The following is an 18,215-nucleotide window of genomic DNA, read 5'->3' as shown; positions in this document are numbered from 1 at the left end:
TTATGTCTCAACATGAAATTAGAAATATTGCCTTTGTCGGTCAAACAGGAACTGGCAAAACCAGCTTAGTTGAACGTCTACTTTTTGAGTCCCACGCCATTAATAACCTAGGTCATGTCGAAGATGGTGACACGATCACCGATTTTGACGACCAGTCTATTCACTATCAGCACAGTGTTGAAGCAACCCCAGTCACTCTTTCGTGGCGCAACCATCAAATGAACTTCATCGATACTCCGGGGCAAGTCGAGCTTCTCGGCCGCACGATGAGTATCTTTCCAGCGGTTGAAACCTCTGCTTTGGTGCTGGATGCAGGTAGTTCTATCAACCAAGTCTCCGAGCGCTTGTTCCGATTCGCAAAAGATCAGAAAAAATGCCAGATGGTGATCATCAATAAGATCGATCAGCACCCTGACAAGCTTTTGGCATTACTTGAAGAAATTGAGCAGCGCTTCGGCGCACAATGTTTACCGATTAACTTACCGTCACAAAAACCGGCGGAAGTCGTCGATTGCTACTTTGAGCCAAATCCTGAGCAAACCACTTTGTTTAGTGGCGTCGATGAAGCCCATGAGCTACTGGTCGATCAGGTTGTTGAAATGGATGAATCGCTGATGGAGCTCTATTTGGAGCAAGGCTCAGAACTAACACCAGAGCAGCTCCACGATCCGTTTGAAAAAGCGCTCCGAACCGGTCACGTGGTACCCGTTTGTTTTGTCTCCTCGGATACGGGTGCTGGCTGTGAGCTGTTGCTGCGCACCTTGGCAGAAATTATGCCAATGCCAGACGAAGGCAATCCACCGATGCTAGAGAAAAATGGTAAGCAAGTAGCGATTGATTGTGACAAACGTGACCATACTGTCGCGCACGTTTACAAGGTCAATGTGGATCCTTATATGGGCAAGCTTGCTTACGTACGTGTTTTCCAGGGTGAAATTACCGCGGGCAGTCAGCTATTCGTTGGTGATAGCAGTAAAGCGTTTAAAGTTGGCCACCTATACAACTTACAAGGTAAGAAACGTCAAGAGATCACCACTGCTAAAGCGGGGGATCTGTGCGTATTGGTGAAAGTGGATGATCTTGCCTTTGATTCTGTGATCCATGATTCTCACGATGAAGACGGAGTGCAGTTCAAAACGCTAAACTTCCCTGAGTCGATGTACAGTCTGACGCTGACACCGAAAAAACGCGGTGATGAGCAGAAAATGTCTGACGTATTAGCCAAGATTGCCGCAGAAGATCCTTCACTCAAGATAGAGCACCGTACACGCACTAATGAAACGGTACTTAGCGGTCAGGGTGAATTCCATCTAAAGATCGCGCTTGAAAAGATGCAAAAAGTCTTCAAGTTAGATGTAGAAACCAGTCAGCCAAGCGTTGAATACTTCGAGACCATTACTAAGCCTGCCGAAGCGCAATATCGTCATAAGAAACAGAGTGGCGGCGCTGGACAGTTTGGTGAGGTTCAACTGAAAGTAAGGCCGCTTGAGCGTGGCGCTGGCTTCCGATTTGTTAACAAAGTAGTTGGTGGCGCGATTCCAACCGCGTTAATCCCAGCAGTGGAAAAAGGCATAGTTCAGGCATTAGAAGAAGGGGCGATATCCGGCAACCCAATCAAAGACATAGAAGTGACGGTGTTCGATGGTAAGTATCATTCGGTAGACTCAAAAGAGATTGCGTTTGTCATTGCTGGCAAAAAAGCCTTCTTGCAGGCTGTCGAAGCAGCAGGCCCTATCGTACTGGAACCCATTGTCGACTTGTCTTTAGAAATTCCTACTCAATATGTCGGTGATGTTTCCGGCGATCTTTCTGCCAATCGAGGGCTCATCGTCGGAAGCGAACAAGGCACTTATGGCAGCACCATTTTGGTCGCTAAATCGCCAATTAACGAGTTGGCGGATTACTCCCGCAGGCTAAAAGCGTTAACGGGTGGAGAAGGACGCTTTAGCATGACTCTAAGTCACTATGAGCCGGCACCGCCCATGATTCAAAACCGAGTGTGTGAGGAGCAAGAGTAAACAAGTCGGCTCCAACGGAAAACCGTTGGAGCCGATGTGTTAAGCCGACCTTTTTATGCAGAACACTTTAGCCAAAGACGTGTTAAGACTTACTCTTTTCCTGCTCAGAATCTGATGATGTCGAGTTCGCTGTTGGTGCTGGCTGCTGTTTTTCCATTTCTGAAATTTGCTTTTCTAGCTCTTTGATGCGGATTTCAGCTTCTAGCTCAGCCACGCGTTTTTCTGAGTATGAACGCGTGTCTTTCTGTAGGCTTTCAGCCAAAATTTCTGTACGTTCAGTTTCACGCGCTTCTGCGGTATCTTTCATCGAGCCTGATACGCCGCCAGCAACTGCACCTGCGGTACCTGCCTTAACAGCCACCTCTGGACTACCCGTTAACACACCTGCAGTCACACCAATTAGGGCGCCGCCAATTGCACCACGATTACGTGCTTCATTGCGGTTTGCTGTGTCTTCATCCGTGGCTTTGTTTGATGCACATCCTGTTGCGAATAGCGCCATCACAAGAGCGAAGGCTTTAAGAGTTTTCGATGTCAGCAGTTTTGATGAAAGCATAATATTACCTGTATTGTTACGCCTTTTCGTTGTAAAGCGTTGATTGGTGATTGCCTTGGATGACACTCACTATACCGACAGGTGATATATAGAACGATAAGGGAGACAATAAAGCTGATATTCAAGTTGCGAATATCAGCTTCAGCGTTATTTGAGACTAGAAATCGAATTAGTGTAGCGCTTCTTCGCTGTCTAACTGAAACGAAGGTAAACGCCATTTGAAGCGCAACGCTGCCATACGCAATGTGTAGCCAACCACCAATGTGATGACGGTGGTAGATAGCGTCGATAACCCGTACTCAAGCAGTGCCAAATATAGGCAGGCTGCGACGACAGAAATAGACGCATACAGCTCCTGATGAAGCACGAGTGGCGTTTGGCGACAGATCAAATCACGCAGTAGACCACCAAAAACGCCAGTGACGAGACCAGATACTACACAAATGAATGGGTGTAAGCCCATGCCAAGTCCAACATTGGTGCCGATAATGGTAAACACAACTAAACCAAGAGCATCGAGTCTTAGGAACACACCTTTAAATTTAATAATCCATTTTGCCAGTCCCGTTGTTAGGATCCCTGCAAGGCAAGTAATGGCCAAAAACTCAGGATGTTTTACCCAACCCAGCGGATAGTGACCAAGCAAGATATCACGAACTGTACCACCACCAATTGCAGTTGCACTGGCAACGAGCATGACACCAAACCAATCCATGTTGCGTCGGCCCGCACTGAGCGCGCCAGTCATCGCTTCTGCCGTGATGCCGATGATATATAAGACGGTGAGTAACATAACTCTAAACTCGAAAAAATGAAGATGCGATAGTGTAGTGATTTGTGTCAATATTGACGAATGAAATGATTTGTCACGCAAACGTTTTTCGGATTACTTAAACTAATCTTTTTTTAGGATGAGTCACGGTTTTTGCAACAAAGATATAGCCGCTCAGTTGGCTTTGTACAGTTTGCCCTTTACGTCGCCTGCGATTGAATACACAATAACGCCAATTATTATAGCTACGCTACTGTTATGCACCACGAGTACCAAGACCTTATTACTGTTTTCAATCACACCTTTTTCGATGATTATCGCACCAAGCTTGAGTTAGGTGGCGATGAGCCAATCTACCTTCCAGCTGATGATAAGGTAGACTATCATCGTATTGTGTTCGCAAGAGGGTTCTATGCCTCCGCATTACATGAGATTGCTCATTGGTGTGTCGCTGGCCCTGAGAGAAGGTTGTTGGAAGACTTTGGTTATTGGTATCAACCAGACGGTCGGACGGCACAGGTACAAGCTGAGTTCGAGAAAGTAGAGATCCGTCCTCAAGCCTATGAGTGGATCCTTGCGGCCAGTGCTGGATTCCCGTTTTCAGTCAGTTGCGATAATCTAAGTGGCGACTTTGAGCCGGATCGTCTTGGATTTATGGGTAAGGTTCATGCGGAGGTTATCTCTGTCCTTGAGAAGGGTATTCCTCCTCGTGTAAAACAGCTATCAGATGCATTACGCAGTTTTTATCATATCCCCGAATTGACTCATAACACCTTTGTGGTGCGTTAGCGCATAGCCTCCATCATCGAATTACTATTAAAGAGCCTCAACATGATTATTGAATACGAAGAAAAACTGTTAGAAACCATTGATTCACGAATCACTCAAGCTTCCGATGATGAGCTGTTTGCCGGTGGTTATTTGCGAGGTCACATTTCACTGTCTGCCGCATCGTGTGAAGACGATGGTGTTGTTGATATTGGTGAATTTAAAACTCGAATCCAAGCAAGCCTAGATGAGGCCAAGTCAGAGCTGAGCCCAGCGGACCGCGTTATCGTCAATGACTTGTGGACAGAGCTACAAGCCGTTATTTAATACGGCAAGCCTAGCAACGAAGACGTAGGCAAAATGTACTTGTTCGAAAAATTCGATGAACTAGATAGGATTTTCTCTCTTGCTGGATCAAGCAGATAGGTTAACCTTTAATCATACATTACGTGAGACTAAAGGGAATCGACTATGAAAGTTATCGCATTTGGCGCAAGCACTAGCAGTACTTCTATTAATAAAGCTCTAGCAACTTACAGCGCCAATTTAATTGAAGGCGCTGACGTAGAGGTGCTTGACCTTACTCAGTTTGATGTTCCACTATTTTCGGAAGACAAAGAGAAAGAAATCGGTCAGGCAGAGGGGGCAAAAGCGTTTCTTGATGCGATTGCAACCGCGGATGCATTAGTCATTTCTTTTGCTGAGCACAACGGTCACCATCCAGCAGCGTATAAGAACTTGTTTGATTGGGCGACACGTATCGAACGCGAAGTATTTAAAGGCATTCCTGCAGTCTACCTCGCTACTTCACCAGGACCTGGAGGCGCTGCAAACGTGCTTGCGGCGGCAACCAATTCCGCGCCTTATTTTGGCGGCAATGTCAAAGCGAGTGTCTCTGTTCCGAGCTTTTACGATAATTTTGACCTTGAATCGGGTCAGCTCACCAACGCTGAGTTGATTGACAAAGTTCAATCGGCCATTGAGCAGCTCTGATCTCACTTTTGTATCGTAACCATTTTTATATGAAGGCGCCTATTTATGGCGCCCTTTCTATTTCCGCTTTTTTATTTACGAAATGGGGTTATCCATTTCTCAAATTCATACTCGTTTCTCAAATTAATACATAGCTATATTGGCATTGATGATGCCAACGAGTAATCTTAGCCACAGCTACATAAGTAAAAAATAAAAAGGATAAGGGAACACTATGCTTCAGCTTGCAATTATCGGCACAAACTGGATTAGCGAGAAGTTTGCTCGCGCGGCACTGCAAACCGAACAGTTTGTGATTCGAGGGGTGTATTCACGTGCGCTTGATAAAGCGCGTGCATTCGGCGAACCGCTTGGCGCTACTCTATTTATTGACTCATTAGAGGAACTTGCGGCGTCAAAAGAGATTGATGCGGTTTACATTGCTTCACCAAACAGCCTTCACAGTGCTCAAGCAATACAAATGATGGAAGCGGGGAAGCATGTCATTTGCGAAAAGCCAATGGCATCCAACTTAGCGCAAGTAGAGTCGATGCTTGAAGTGGCTAAAGCCAACAACGTGGTGTTGATGGAGGCTTTCAAAACGGCTTATTTACCTAATTTTATTGAAGCTAAAAAAGCGCTAGCGAGCCTAGGAAGATTGCACAAGGCTCATTTGACCTACTGTCAGTACTCGTCTCGCTATCAAAAGTATCTTGATGGTGAAAACCCGAATACCTTTAACCCTGAATTTTCCAATGGCTCAATCATGGATATTGGTTTCTACTCCGTGGCGGCTGCAGTGGAGTTGTTTGGTGCACCGACTCAGATTCAAGCAAGTGCTCATTTGTTGGAGTCAGGGGTTGATGCTCATGGTAGCGTTTTGCTTCGTTACCCTGAGTTTGATGTGACTTTAAGCCATTCGAAGGTAAGTAATAGCTACTCAACAAGTGAAATCCAAGGGGAAGAGGGTAGCCTGATACTTGCTGACTTCTCTGAGTGTTTAGGCTTTGATTTGTATGCTCGAAGTGGTGAGCGTACTCATTTTGAAACTGAACAAGTTGAGAACAGCATGATGTATGAAGCGAAGGCCTTTGCATCGATGATTTTGAAAGGAGAAATGGATGAACACGCGACTCAGCGCTCGCTGACGATTGCCCATATCATAACCGAAGTTCGCCGTCAGACTGGCATTGTGTTTCCGGCAGATGTTCACTCTCAATAGATAATTTACAGTTAAACACGATGAAAGCGTCGGACAGTTGGCAGTGACTCCGACGCTTTACCTAGACTATGTATTTAAATTTAAGCTTTTTGCTGCCCTGAGTCAGAGTCGCGAGCCACCCCGCGATCTATCAGCTTAGACTTACCAAGACCAATAAACACCATTACGGTTGCCACTGCGATACAGACAGCACCCACGCCGACCTGCCCTTGGAAATCGCCCGTCGCCGTTGCTGCCTGCGCAACGATTGGACCTGCCGCTAGACCGACTGTACCGATCTCTGGGCCGTATGAGCTAAAGTAACCTGACTTATCTGTGGTCGCTAGTGCTGTGTAGTAGCGAGCGTACATCATGTTCCAAAGCATAATGTAAAATGCAGAGAAGCCAAGGAACGAGGTGGTGTCGTTGGTGCTTGCCATACCAAAACAGACCGCCGCGTTAATCACACTAAGAGAAACAATGATGGTGGTATGGCTATATTTCTTGTCGACAACCGCAGTAAGAATGCCACCGATAACGGCCATCACTGAACCTACCGCCAACACCAAACCGACATCTTCAGTAGACGCTTGCATGTCTGCACCAATGATCTCGATATACGGATAAATAATGCCAAGGCTTAAGCTGTAGACTAAGAATGCGCCGCCTACCCAAATCATAGGGACAACGTATTTCTTTTTGTCTACTTTATCACCGTGGACAGAAGAGAGCTCTTGGTCTTTCTCAACACGGCCATTATCAGGGTAGAACCAGAAAGCGACCAAGCATAACGCTGAGGCAAACATAAAGAATTGGTAGAGGGCGTTGAGACCGAATTCTGCCATGAGCTCTGGGATCAAAATGAACCAAGTGATTAGCCAAACGTTCAGGGCGGCAATCATATAACCAAAGTTACGACCTGGATGTTTGGTTACACTCATCCCGACAAGACCTAGTGAATAGCCGATGCCTTGGCCGCTACCAGCAATCAAACGACTGGCGATAAAGCTATCAAAGTCTTGCGCGGTCATACTCATATAGTTACCAGCAATCAGTGCAATTGCAGCGATGTAACCGATATAGCGCCAGTTAACTCGGCGAATTAATAGTAATGAAAATAGCAATGATGAGAGGGCGGTAGCGAGCAGTTCATACATCGCGATGCTTTCTATTTGCGCATCATCAAGCGCCATAGCTTCTGCAGCGCCGCCAAGCATAAAGGGTAAAAAGTTAAACGCGTTAGGCGCAAACATCACCAGCATCATAGCTGCGATGATAAGCGCTTTTGAATCAATCGTCCGTTTTGGGCTAATAAAAGTGTTTAGCATATTGAGCTCCTATCCATCCTTGAACAGTTTGTTATAGACATGTTAATAGTGAGCGTTAATTAGCAATTGATGTAGTACCCAATTGGGTTACAGAGATGTTAACGGATGTAATTATTGTGTTTCATGTCAAATTTGGGTCTCTGTGAGGACACAAAGACCCGGTAGGAGAGGTAAGGCGAGGACGGATTAACCTAGAATATAGTCGGCGTATTTACTGCGCAGATCTTTCTTGCTCAATTTGCCAGTAGCGGTGTGGGGGAGCTCTTTAATAAACTCAACCGCATCCGGGATGCAGAACTTAGCCACTTTACCGTCAAAATGGTCAAGCAGCGCTTCGGCAGAGACTTCTACATCGTGGGTAACGGCTATCAATAGCGGTCTTTCTCCCCACTTTTTATGAGGAACGCCGATGACCGCCGCTTCTTTGATGTCAGGGTGGCCGACGGCTATGTTTTCAAGCTCAATCGAGCTTATCCATTCGCCACCGGACTTAATCACATCCTTAGAACGGTCTGTGATCAACATATAGCCATGAGGATCGACGCTGGCGACATCGCCGGTATCAAAATACCCATTATTGTCAATGGATTGTTCTTGCTTATAGTAACCAGAAGCGATCCAAGATCCCCTTACTTTGACGGCGCCAAATTGGTGGCCGTCCCATTCCACTTCTTGCCCCTGCCAATCTTCGATCCGCATATCGACACCAAATACAATACGCCCTTGCTTAAGCTTATAGCTCATCTGCTCTTTTTCTGACAGCTGTTTGAGGCTAGGTTTAAGTTTGTTAAAAGTGCCAAGTGGACTCATCTCAGTCATCCCCCAGGCGTGGTGAACCGAGACATTGAACAGGTCATCAAATTCATTGATCAGTAGCTCTGGACATGCCGAGCCACCAACAACGATGCGATCCAAAGTCGGCACTTGAATGTCATTGTTTTTAAGATGCTCGAGTAGCATCAGCCACACGACAGGTACCCCTGCGGTCATCGTGACACCCTCGCCATTGATGAGATCGCTTAACACTTCACCATCGGCCATTTTAGGTCCTGGCATAACGAGTTTGGTTCCCGTCATGGGAGCGCTATATGCAAGCCCCCATCCGTTTACATGAAACATGGGCACAATTGGCATAACGGTTTGGTCGATAGAAAGCGAAAATGCATCCGGTAGTGCGCTACCTAGTGAATGGAGCACGGTAGAACGATGTGAATACAACACACCTTTCGGGTGTCCGGTCGTACCCGAGGTATAGCATAGGGAGCTCGCATCATCTTCGGCCAGTTCTGGCCAGTCGAACTCATCGCTTTGATCGTCAATCAAGGATTCATAATCGGTTAGATTGGCAATGTCGACATCGGGTAGGTGCGCCTTATCACAAAGGGCAACATAGTGACGAACGGATGGGAAATTGTGCTGCAGCTTTTCAATGAGCGGCGCAAAAACCGGATCGAAAAACACGACGGTATCTTCGGCGTGATTGACGATGTATTCGATTTGCTCTGGAAATAAGCGCGGGTTGACCGTGTGCAGTACGCCACCCGAACAAGAGATGGCGTAGTACAGCTCAAGATGACGATAATCGTTCCAGGCAAACGTAGCGATGCGCTGCCCTTTTTCTAGACCAAGTGACTGCAGCGCATTGGCAAGCTGGCGAGTTCTTTTAAATGCGTCGTTAAGGGTATATTTGTGGCGAGGATTGTCATAAGTCACCGAGACAACTTCAGTATCACCGTTCACTTTATCCGCATGACGCATGATTTCAGTAATGGTGAGAGGGACATTCATCATTTGACCTTTCATTATGCAACTCCGTTTGTTATTGGAATGTAAATAGTATGTGATCGCATTGGCTTTGGGTATGTACCCCAATAGAGTTACGAGTTGAGTTGTGAAGTCACATAAGTGTCAGGCTCTGCAATAGAAACTTTGATACAGCTCCTCAAAAGCGGGGTAATTTACTTTTTATCATTCAATATATTTGTCACGATGGAAGATATAATTTAACTGTCGGTGCGCTCTAATCGTAGAATCGAATAGTTCTTGTGGTGACAATTGCGAAGAACTGGACGATGGCGATGTGCTGGGTTGAGCAAGCATCGGGAGTCATGGTAATTGAATAGGCATGTGAAGCTAAGATAAGGAGTGTCTATGTCTAAACCAACGACAATGACGGAACAAGCAGGTGCGTGGAGTGAGTTCAACCGACACTATCCACGATTAATTGCCGCTATTGGCGATGTAACATTTCTACAGCGACTGTCTGAGCTTACAACTGCGATTGTTGGTTATGACAGTTTGGTCGTGATGAGCTTTGATGGAGAAAACGCACCTGTTTTGCTTTACAACGATACGAGTTTTTTCGAAGACCAAGCTATCGACAAAGAGTTTATGAGCGCTTTGGTGCTGGACCCGTTCTATCAGTTGATCCGCCGCGGAGTAAAAGAAGGGGTCTATCGTCTCGATGAAATAGCTCCAGATGAATTCTACAGTAGCGATTACTACCACCAAATATATAAACAAACAGGGTTGCAAAAAGAAGTGGGAGTCATCACCAGTTGTGGTGATAATTTGCGTTTAGTGCTTTCACTTGGACTGCGCAATAAGGCGAGCGTAGATGTCGATGAAGTGGAAGTCGTGAATACTTTTTATGAGCTGATCAGTGTCGCGATTTGCAAGCACTTTCAGGTAGGCCATCCAGAACAACGTACTATTGGTCATCAGTTGAACGATATTTTCAGTAACTTTGGCAAAGACTTCCTTAGTGAGCGTGAATGTCAGGTGACCCAATTAGTACTGCAAGGTTACTCTACTAAGGCGATTGCGCCTTTGTTAGAAGTCTCGACAGAAACTGTGAAGGTATATCGCAAGCGAATCCACAATAAGTTAAAAATATCTTCCCAATCAGAGCTGTTCTCTCTGTTCTTAGAAGCGGCATCTACGGTGCCTGCTGACAGCAATATTGACCCGCTAACCTTGTATTTTGGCGGTAAGAGCGTGCACTGATCACCTTTTATCCCCTATTAGGGTTATTGGGTGGCATGTTAAAAATATTTAACATAGTAACGGTTGGAACCAGTAAGCGCGACAAAGTAGCGTCTGCTAGTGACACATCTCCTTATCTGAGCGCACGCTTGAGCCGCGTAGCGCCGTCAGTTTACCCGATCTCTTGGTAGTCAGAGGTCGGGTTTTTTTTTGTGATCTTAATCCGAGGTTGCACGGAAGTAGCCCGAATGTATGTGATTGCAATCACATTTGGTTTTTTTTAGGTGTTTGATAATTCTGAGTGATAGGTAAAATGAAAACGAATTGTTAAATAGTGTGGTGGGATTTTAGTCAAACATGCTGTTTAGTGGTTAAAAATTAGAATTATCGAGATTTATCGCTGGTGTTAAATTACTCACTAGTGATATCAGTCAGTAACTTCACCACTTGGTGGAGTTTTTATCTATTATTTATCTCTCCTAGGAGAATTATGCCATTTTCGCTACAAAAATATGGCAAATTGCTTTGAAGATTGGTAATGTGAACCGCAATCTTCGTAAGGATTTAGAATTTTATGCTCAAATATTGAGCTAAATAGTTCTAAAATGCTGACCGTTCTAGCAATTCTTCGAAGAAGTCATGGATGCAAAAATAAAACTTGGAGTTAAATACATGTATAAGAATAAGATCACGCAAGCCCTTCTTCTAGGTGCTGGCATGGCAGTAGCTGCCACTTCTTTTTCTACTCTTGCTGCTGATGTTCCAGCTGGCACGCAACTAGCAGAGAAACAAGAGCTTGTTCGTGGTAACGGTACCGAGGTTGCAACACTCGATCCGCACAAATCTCAAGGTGTTCCAGAATCTCACGTAATTCGTGACCTTCTTGAAGGCCTAGTAAACCAAGATGCAAACGGCAAAACTATTCCTGGTGTTGCGACTTCTTGGGAAACCGAAGACAACCAAACCTTTACTTTCCACCTACGCAAAGACGCGAAATGGTCTAACGGCGACCCTGTAACTGCAAACGACTTCGTTTACAGCTTCCAGCGCGCGGTTGATCCAGCGACTGCTTCTCCATACGCTTGGTACATGGAATACACCAAGATGGCGAACGCAAAAGACATCGTTGCTGGTAAAAAAGATAAGAGCGAGCTAGGTGTTAAAGCGGTTGACGATTACACGCTAGAAGTGACGCTAGACACAGCCGTTCCTTACTTCGTAATGATGATGGGTCACACAACAGTGAAGCCTGTTCACAAAGCGACAGTTGAGAAGTTTGGCGACCAGTGGACTAAACCAGATAACTTCGTAGGTAACGGCGCATTCGTTCCTAACAAGTGGGTAGTGAACGAGCGTCTAGAGCTAGTTCGTAACACTAACTACTGGAATAACGATGCAACAGTTCTTAACAAGGTAACTTTCCTACCTATCGAGAACCAAGTTGCAGAAATGAACCGCTTCCTTTCTGGCGAACTAGACTTCACATACGAAGTTCCTAACGAGCACTTCCGTCGTCTTCAGAAAGACTACGCTGAAGATGTAAACATTAAAGGTAACCTGTGTACGTACTACTACCAGTTCAACGCACAGAAAGCACCTTTCAACGATGTTCGCGTTCGTAAAGCAATGTCTTACGCAATGGATCGCGATATCGTAACTAAAGCGATTCTAGGTCAAGGCCAGAAGCCAGCTTACTTCCTAACGCCAGAGATCACTGCAGGCTTCGACCCAGTGACTCCTGAGTACGGTCAACTATCTCAAAAAGAGCGTATCGCTGAAGCGAAACGTCTTCTTGAAGAAGCAGGTTACACGAAGAGCAACCCTCTAGAATTCGACCTACTTTACAACACATCTGAAAACCACAAGAAGATTGCTGTAGCAATCGCGTCTATGTGGAAGAAAGAGCTAGGCATCAATGCGAAGCTTGAAAACCAAGAGTGGAAATCTTACCTAGACAGCAAAGACAGCGGCGATTTTGACGTTGCACGTGCTGGCTGGTGTGGTGACTACAACGAAGCGTCTTCATTCCTAACATTGATGGTAAGTCAGAACACGACTGCGGGTCAGCACTATAAGAGCGCTGAGTACGACAAAGTTATCGATAAGGCTCTGCACTCAACTTCAGAAGAAGAGCGTACAGCACTTTACATCGAAGCTGAGAAAATCCTAGCGAAAGATATGCCAATCGCGCCTATCTATCAGTACGTTACAACACGTCTTGTATCTCCACAGCTTGGTGGTTACCCAGAAGGTAACGCGGAAGATAAGATCTACTCAAAAGATCTCTACATCAAAGCTAAGTAATTCTATATAAAAAAAATAACGAACTAAGACACTGTGTGTGCATCTAGCACACGCAGCGTCTTCTTATTATTAATTGTCACAGACTGGATGGATGAGTTTATGATTAAATTCATACTTAAACGGATATTTGAAGCAATACCGACACTGTTGGTATTGATTACTGTCTCATTTTTCTTGATGCGTTTCGCACCAGGTAACCCTTTTTCAAGTGAGCGCCCACTTCCACCGGAAGTTATGGCGAACATCGAAGCAAAATACGGCTTAGATAAGCCGGTGTTTGAGCAGTACACTACGTACCTCACAAACATTATCCAAGGCGACTTCGGGCCTTCATTTAAATATCAAGATTACACGGTAAACGAGCTTATTTCTGTAGCATTACCAGTATCAGCTAAAGTAGGTCTCATCGCCTTTATCTTTACCGTCATCATGGGTGTCACGGTCGGTACAATTGCCGCCTTGCGTCAGAATACATGGCTCGACTATACGATAATGTCAACCGCCATGCTCGGGGTCGTTATGCCCTCGTTTGTATTGGCACCCGCGCTAATTTATCTATTCTCTTTGCACTGGAATCTTTTCCCAGCTGGTGGTTGGCATGACGGCGGCTTCCAATACATCGTATTGCCAGTGATTGCTATGTCATTGCTGTATGTCGCAACATTTGCGCGTATCACTCGCGGTAGCATGATTGAGACATTGAACAGTAACTTTATCCGTACTGCACGAGCGAAAGGCTTGAGCTACAGATACATTGTTCTTAAACACGCGTTGAAGCCTGCGTTGCTGCCGGTTGTCTCATACATGGGGCCAGCGTTTGTCGGTATCATTACTGGTTCGGTCGTTGTTGAAACTATCTTCGGTTTGCCGGGTATCGGTAAGCTGTTCGTGAATGCGGCATTTAACCGTGACTATTCGTTAGTAATGGGTGTGACCATTCTTATTGGTTTCCTATTCATTCTATTTAACGCCATCGTAGATATTCTACTTGCGATGATCGACCCGAAAATTCGTTACTAAGGGAGAGTGGTAATGATGCTAACGAAAAAAGAAAACTTAGAAGCGGTAGAAAAGTTTTCAGAGAACCTAGAAATTGAAGGTCGTAGTTTGTGGCAAGACGCGCGCATCCGTTTTATGCGCAACAAAGCTGCGATGGTCAGTCTATTTATCCTGTTTGTTATGACGATGGCGGTTATCTTTCTGCCAATGATCGCACCTTACGCATACGATGATACAGATTGGTATGCGATGCACGCCGCGCCAAGTGCTGAGCACTGGTTCGGAACAGATAGCCTAGGGCGTGACTTATACGTTCGTACCCTTATTGGTGGTCGAATCTCGCTAATGGTTGGTGTACTTGGAGCCTTTGTTGCGGTACTGATTGGTACGCTTTACGGCGCAGCATCGGGCTTTATCGGCGGTAAAGTCGACCGCATTATGATGCGTATCCTAGAGATCCTTTACGCAGTACCATTCATGTTCCTAGTCATCGTACTAGTGACCTTCTTTGGTCGTAACATTGTACTTATCTTTGTCGCTATCGGTGCGATAGCATGGCTGGACATGGCGCGTATTGTACGTGGTCAAACGCTAAGCTTGCGCAGCAAAGAGTTTATTGAAGCAGCACACGTATCGGGTGTAAGCACATGGCGTATTATTACTCGCCACATTGTTCCTAACGTACTCGGTATCGTAGCGGTTTACTCAACGCTTCTTATTCCAAGCATGATCCTAACGGAATCATTTTTGTCATTCCTTGGTCTTGGTGTTCAAGAGCCAATGACGAGCTGGGGCGCACTTCTTCAAGAAGGCTCACAAACGATGGAAGTAGCTATTTGGCAGCTAACTTACCCAGCAATCTTCATGGTGGTAACGCTATTCTGCTTTAACTATGTGGGCGACGGTCTTCGTGACGCGTTGGATCCAAAAGACAGATAATAACGATTAAGGAAGTACTATGAGCTTATTAGATGTAAAAGATCTGCGTGTCGAATTTAAAACGCAGGACGGTATTGTAACCGCAGTTAACGACCTAAACTTCTCACTAAACCAAGGCGAAACGCTAGGCATCGTCGGTGAGTCAGGTTCAGGTAAATCTCAGACTGTATTCTCAATCATGGGTTTGCTAGCGAAAAACGGTATTGTATCGGGCAGCGCTCAGTTTGAGGGTCGCGAGATCCTTAACCTACCAGAGAAAGAGCTGAACAAAGTTCGTGCTGAGCAGATTGCGATGATCTTCCAGGATCCAATGACCTCACTTAACCCTTACATGAAGGTGAGTGATCAGTTGATGGAAGTACTGATGCTGCACAAAGGCATGGGCAAAGCGGAAGCATTTGAAGAATCTGTTCGTATGCTAGACGCGGTTAAGATCCCGGAAGCACGTAAGCGTATCACTATGTATCCGCATGAGTTTTCAGGCGGTATGCGTCAGCGAGTAATGATTGCGATGGCGCTACTTTGTCGTCCAAAACTACTGATTGCCGATGAGCCTACAACGGCACTCGACGTAACCGTTCAGGCACAGATCATGGATCTTCTGAACGAGCTAAAAACCGAGTTCAATACAGCAATCATTATGATTACCCACGATTTGGGTGTGGTCGCCGGTTCTTGTGACAAAGTACTCGTAATGTACGCAGGTCGTACTATGGAATACGGCACCGTTGACGAGATCTTCTACAACCCAAGTCACCCATATGCAGAGGGTCTGCTAAAGGCAATCCCTCGTTTGGACACCGAAGGTGAAATCTTGCCTACGATTCCAGGCAACCCACCTAACTTGCTACGTCTACCACCAGGCTGCCCTTACCAAGAGCGTTGCCACCGCGCAACACCTCAGTGCAGCGTGGAAGCACCAAAGCTAGAGAACTTTGGTCAAGGTCGTCAACGTGCGTGTTTTTCTAATTGGGAGGCTTGGGCCAAATGAATGCAATGACAAATAACAAAGAGCTTCTTTTAGACGTTAAAGACCTTAAGGTTCACTTTAGCATTGCTTCTAAGTCCGCATGGCCTTGGAGCAAGCCTTCTAACCTTAAAGCTGTCGATGGTGTTAACGTTCGTTTATACGAAGGCGAGACACTGGGTGTTGTAGGTGAGTCTGGTTGTGGTAAATCAACGTTTGCTCGTGCCATCATTGGCCTTGTAGAAGCGACGGACGGTGAAGTGATGTGGCTTGGTCAGGATCTGACTAAGATGCAAGCGGTTCAGCGTCGCAATACGCGTAAAGAGATCCAAATGATTTTCCAGGATCCTTTGGCATCGCTTAACCCGCGTATGACTGTAGGTGACATCATCGCAGAGCCACTTGAGACTTTTTACCCAGAGCTATCAAAGCAAGAAGTGAAAGATAGCGTTAAGGAAATGATGACCAAGGTAGGTCTACTTCCGAACGTTATCAACCGTTACCCACACGAGTTCTCTGGTGGTCAGTGTCAGCGTATTGGTATTGCACGTGCACTTATCTTAAAACCAAAGATGATCATTTGTGATGAGCCGGTATCGGCACTGGACGTATCGATTCAGGCCCAGGTAGTTAACCTTCTGAAGGAACTACAAAAAGAGCTAGGCTTGAGCTTGGTTTTCATTGCCCACGATTTGTCGGTAGTAAAACACATCTCTGATCGAGTATTGGTTATGTACCTTGGCAACGCGGTAGAGTTAGGTGAATCGGAAGCACTGTTTGCAGATCCTAAGCACCCATACACACGAGCATTGATGTCAGCAGTACCTATTCCTGATCCTAAGCTAGAGCGCTCTAAAACAATTCAAATGCTGGAAGGCGATCTACCTTCTCCAATTAACCCACCATCGGGTTGTGTGTTCCGCACGCGCTGTCCACAAGCGACAGAGCAGTGCGCACAACAAAAACCAACAATACAGGGAACGGACGTACACGCAGTGTCGTGCCTAAACGTAATTGTTTAGAGTATCCCAGTAATGTATATAGCAAGGAAAAGCCTTAATCATTTGTGTGTGAGTGGTTAGGGCAGCTATTTTCAGCCTGTGACGGGCCTAAGCGCGACGAGATGTTTGGTCGCGCTTTTTTTGTACCTTAAATTCGTCAATCTGACTTCTATATCACTAGTTATTCAAAGAATTTGAACGACATAGTTAAACCCTTCCTATCAAGTTCCAACTTGCTTCGCTCTATACTTTGAATCATCAAATGATAAAGAGGAACAGAGTCATGGGGAAATTAGTAGAAGGTGTTTGGCACGATGTTTGGTATGACACCAAAGCCTCTGGTGGTAAATTTGTCCGTGAAGACGCTGGTTTTCGCAACTGGGTTGAGAATCGAGCGGATGCTGAGTTTCAACCTGAATCTGGCCGTTATCATCTTTATGTGTCGTTAGCGTGTCCTTGGGCACATCGAACTCTGATATTCCGTTCACTTAAGGGGCTTGAGCCGCATATTGATGTCACTGTCGTTTGCCCCGATATGCTATCAGAAGGCTGGGCGTTTGGTCTTCCAGAGCCTCTGTTTGGATTCACCAAAATGCACCAGGTGTATACTCAAGCGAAGCCTGATTATACTGGTAGAGTTACTGTGCCTGTATTATGGGATAAGAAAACCAATACCATAGTAAGCAACGAATCTTCGGAAATTATTCGTATGTTCAACTGTGCGTTTAACGAATTAACTGGAAATCATGACGATTACTATCCGGAATCACTGCGTGCCGGCATTGATAATTGGAATGACTTTGTTTACCCAAATATCAACAATGGCGTGTATCGCTGTGGTTTTGCCACCTCTCAAGATGCCTATGAGGAAGCATTTCACAATCTGTTTGATGCCCTGGATAAGATCGATGAGCACCTAGCGACGTCGCGTTATCTAGTAGGGGATAAATTAACTGAAGCCGATTGGCGCTTGTTTACTACCTTGGTTCGCTTTGACGCTGTATATGTTGGTCACTTCAAATGTAATAAAAAACGCATTGCGGATTACTCGAACATTCAAGGCTATCTAAAAGAGTTGTATCAAGTCGAAGGGGTGAGTGCAACAACCGATATGTATCATATCAAGCGTCATTATTACTTTAGTCACACGGGAATTAACCCAACGCAAGTAGTGCCTCTTGGACCTGAATTGGATCTCGATTCACCACATGGGCGTGAATCCATAGGTGGATAGAGTCGTTGTTGGGATGTTTGAGTTATTCACTGTATTTGAATTAGCCAACAGCAGAAACGAAAAAACCGACTCAAGCGAGTCGGTTTTTCTTTTGTATGGTGGGGGGGGACGGATTCGAACCATCGAAGGCAGTGCCGGCAGATTTACAGTCTGCTCCCTTTGGCCACTCGG

The 18,215-nt window shown here is 45.6% G+C and carries 16 protein-coding genes; 12 read left to right on the top strand and 4 right to left on the bottom strand.

Annotated elements, in window-relative coordinates:
* The first annotated feature begins 2 nt into the window (after positions 1 to 2).
* Positions 3 to 2,018, top strand: a complete 2,016-nt coding sequence (gene fusA / locus ACVA6Q_RS08055; RefSeq protein WP_446647214.1) for an elongation factor G — start codon at positions 3 to 5, stop codon at positions 2,016 to 2,018.
* Positions 2,019 to 2,100: 82 nt separating this feature from the next.
* On the opposite strand, the gene ACVA6Q_RS08050 is transcribed toward fusA, so the two are convergent.
* On the bottom strand, positions 2,101 to 2,520 hold the full coding sequence (locus tag ACVA6Q_RS08050) for a glycine zipper family protein (protein WP_446647492.1): 420 nt from the start codon (positions 2,518 to 2,520) through the stop codon (positions 2,101 to 2,103).
* A gap of 223 nt (positions 2,521 to 2,743) precedes the next feature.
* The gene (locus ACVA6Q_RS08045; protein WP_446647213.1) at positions 2,744 to 3,367 is read right to left on the bottom strand and encodes a trimeric intracellular cation channel family protein; all 624 of its coding nucleotides are present in this window, start codon (positions 3,365 to 3,367) and stop codon (positions 2,744 to 2,746) included.
* A gap of 237 nt (positions 3,368 to 3,604) precedes the next feature.
* On the opposite strand from ACVA6Q_RS08045, the gene ACVA6Q_RS08040 reads away from it, so the two are divergent.
* The 4 genes from ACVA6Q_RS08040 (at position 3,605) to ACVA6Q_RS08025 (ending at position 6,308) form a co-directional block, all read left to right on the top strand.
* Positions 3,605 to 4,135: an elongation factor P hydroxylase gene (locus tag ACVA6Q_RS08040; RefSeq protein ID WP_446647212.1), complete on the top strand. Its 531-nt coding sequence runs from the start codon at positions 3,605 to 3,607 to the stop codon at positions 4,133 to 4,135.
* 42 nt (positions 4,136 to 4,177) lie between these two features.
* Positions 4,178 to 4,441, top strand: a complete 264-nt coding sequence (locus ACVA6Q_RS08035; RefSeq protein WP_446647211.1) for a YfcL family protein — start codon at positions 4,178 to 4,180, stop codon at positions 4,439 to 4,441.
* 144 nt (positions 4,442 to 4,585) lie between these two features.
* A complete protein-coding gene (locus tag ACVA6Q_RS08030) occupies positions 4,586 to 5,107 on the top strand; it encodes an NADPH-dependent FMN reductase (RefSeq protein WP_446647210.1) in 522 nt (173 codons plus the stop codon).
* 214 nt (positions 5,108 to 5,321) lie between these two features.
* Positions 5,322 to 6,308 (top strand): Gfo/Idh/MocA family protein, encoded by a 987-nt coding sequence (locus ACVA6Q_RS08025; protein ID WP_446647209.1) that lies wholly within the window; start codon positions 5,322 to 5,324, stop codon positions 6,306 to 6,308.
* An 80-nt stretch (positions 6,309 to 6,388) separates the two neighbouring features.
* Here ACVA6Q_RS08025 and ACVA6Q_RS08020 read toward each other — a convergent pair whose 3' ends face one another.
* Positions 6,389 to 7,615 (bottom strand): MFS transporter, encoded by a 1,227-nt coding sequence (locus ACVA6Q_RS08020; protein ID WP_446647208.1) that lies wholly within the window; start codon positions 7,613 to 7,615, stop codon positions 6,389 to 6,391.
* A gap of 186 nt (positions 7,616 to 7,801) precedes the next feature.
* Positions 7,802 to 9,418, bottom strand: a complete 1,617-nt coding sequence (locus ACVA6Q_RS08015) for a long-chain-fatty-acid--CoA ligase (protein ID WP_446647207.1) — start codon at positions 9,416 to 9,418, stop codon at positions 7,802 to 7,804.
* Positions 9,419 to 9,766: 348 nt separating this feature from the next.
* Between ACVA6Q_RS08015 and ACVA6Q_RS08010 the strand changes: the two genes are divergently transcribed.
* The 7 genes from ACVA6Q_RS08010 to ACVA6Q_RS07980 all read left to right on the top strand — a co-directional run bounded on the left by ACVA6Q_RS08010 (position 9,767) and on the right by ACVA6Q_RS07980 (position 18,044).
* Positions 9,767 to 10,621 carry a helix-turn-helix transcriptional regulator gene (locus ACVA6Q_RS08010; protein WP_446647206.1) on the top strand — a complete coding sequence of 285 codons (855 nt, stop codon included), beginning with the start codon at positions 9,767 to 9,769 and terminating at the stop codon, positions 10,619 to 10,621.
* Between the two features lie 651 nt (positions 10,622 to 11,272).
* Positions 11,273 to 12,904 (top strand): ABC transporter substrate-binding protein, encoded by a 1,632-nt coding sequence (locus tag ACVA6Q_RS08005; RefSeq protein WP_446647205.1) that lies wholly within the window; start codon positions 11,273 to 11,275, stop codon positions 12,902 to 12,904.
* A gap of 99 nt (positions 12,905 to 13,003) precedes the next feature.
* Positions 13,004 to 13,924, top strand: coding sequence for an oligopeptide ABC transporter permease OppB (gene oppB, locus ACVA6Q_RS08000; RefSeq protein ID WP_042478541.1), 921 nt, complete (start codon positions 13,004 to 13,006; stop codon positions 13,922 to 13,924).
* Positions 13,925 to 13,939: 15 nt separating this feature from the next.
* A complete protein-coding gene (gene oppC / locus ACVA6Q_RS07995) occupies positions 13,940 to 14,842 on the top strand; it encodes an oligopeptide ABC transporter permease OppC (protein ID WP_112462208.1) in 903 nt (300 codons plus the stop codon).
* Positions 14,843 to 14,861: 19 nt separating this feature from the next.
* The gene (gene oppD, locus ACVA6Q_RS07990; RefSeq protein ID WP_446647204.1) at positions 14,862 to 15,833 is read left to right on the top strand and encodes an oligopeptide ABC transporter ATP-binding protein OppD; all 972 of its coding nucleotides are present in this window, start codon (positions 14,862 to 14,864) and stop codon (positions 15,831 to 15,833) included.
* A gap of 5 nt (positions 15,834 to 15,838) precedes the next feature.
* A complete protein-coding gene (oppF, locus tag ACVA6Q_RS07985; RefSeq protein ID WP_446647203.1) occupies positions 15,839 to 16,831 on the top strand; it encodes a murein tripeptide/oligopeptide ABC transporter ATP binding protein OppF in 993 nt (330 codons plus the stop codon).
* 262 nt (positions 16,832 to 17,093) lie between these two features.
* The gene (locus ACVA6Q_RS07980; RefSeq protein WP_446647202.1) at positions 17,094 to 18,044 is read left to right on the top strand and encodes a glutathione S-transferase family protein; all 951 of its coding nucleotides are present in this window, start codon (positions 17,094 to 17,096) and stop codon (positions 18,042 to 18,044) included.
* The last annotated feature ends 171 nt before the right edge of the window (positions 18,045 to 18,215 follow it).

It is taken from the genome of Vibrio sp. DNB22_10_4 (genome assembly GCF_052879755.1).
This window is presented reverse-complemented; position numbering and strand designations above follow the sequence as displayed.

What these genes read in the sequence shown, in the direction of transcription:
- fusA (WP_446647214.1), top strand. Translation starts at nt 3, where the DNA reads ATGTCTCAACATGAAATTAGAAATATTGCCTTTGTCGGTCAAACAGGA.
- ACVA6Q_RS08050 (WP_446647492.1), bottom strand. Translation starts at nt 2,520, where the DNA reads ATGGCGCTATTCGCAACAGGATGTGCATCAAACAAAGCCACGGATGAA.
- ACVA6Q_RS08045 (WP_446647213.1), bottom strand. Translation starts at nt 3,367, where the DNA reads ATGTTACTCACCGTCTTATATATCATCGGCATCACGGCAGAAGCGATG.
- ACVA6Q_RS08040 (WP_446647212.1), top strand. Translation starts at nt 3,605, where the DNA reads ATGCACCACGAGTACCAAGACCTTATTACTGTTTTCAATCACACCTTT.
- ACVA6Q_RS08035 (WP_446647211.1), top strand. Translation starts at nt 4,178, where the DNA reads ATGATTATTGAATACGAAGAAAAACTGTTAGAAACCATTGATTCACGA.
- ACVA6Q_RS08030 (WP_446647210.1), top strand. Translation starts at nt 4,586, where the DNA reads ATGAAAGTTATCGCATTTGGCGCAAGCACTAGCAGTACTTCTATTAAT.
- ACVA6Q_RS08025 (WP_446647209.1), top strand. Translation starts at nt 5,322, where the DNA reads ATGCTTCAGCTTGCAATTATCGGCACAAACTGGATTAGCGAGAAGTTT.
- ACVA6Q_RS08020 (WP_446647208.1), bottom strand. Translation starts at nt 7,615, where the DNA reads ATGCTAAACACTTTTATTAGCCCAAAACGGACGATTGATTCAAAAGCG.
- ACVA6Q_RS08015 (WP_446647207.1), bottom strand. Translation starts at nt 9,418, where the DNA reads ATGAAAGGTCAAATGATGAATGTCCCTCTCACCATTACTGAAATCATG.
- ACVA6Q_RS08010 (WP_446647206.1), top strand. Translation starts at nt 9,767, where the DNA reads ATGTCTAAACCAACGACAATGACGGAACAAGCAGGTGCGTGGAGTGAG.
- ACVA6Q_RS08005 (WP_446647205.1), top strand. Translation starts at nt 11,273, where the DNA reads ATGTATAAGAATAAGATCACGCAAGCCCTTCTTCTAGGTGCTGGCATG.
- oppB (WP_042478541.1), top strand. Translation starts at nt 13,004, where the DNA reads ATGATTAAATTCATACTTAAACGGATATTTGAAGCAATACCGACACTG.
- oppC (WP_112462208.1), top strand. Translation starts at nt 13,940, where the DNA reads ATGCTAACGAAAAAAGAAAACTTAGAAGCGGTAGAAAAGTTTTCAGAG.
- oppD (WP_446647204.1), top strand. Translation starts at nt 14,862, where the DNA reads ATGAGCTTATTAGATGTAAAAGATCTGCGTGTCGAATTTAAAACGCAG.
- oppF (WP_446647203.1), top strand. Translation starts at nt 15,839, where the DNA reads ATGACAAATAACAAAGAGCTTCTTTTAGACGTTAAAGACCTTAAGGTT.
- ACVA6Q_RS07980 (WP_446647202.1), top strand. Translation starts at nt 17,094, where the DNA reads ATGGGGAAATTAGTAGAAGGTGTTTGGCACGATGTTTGGTATGACACC.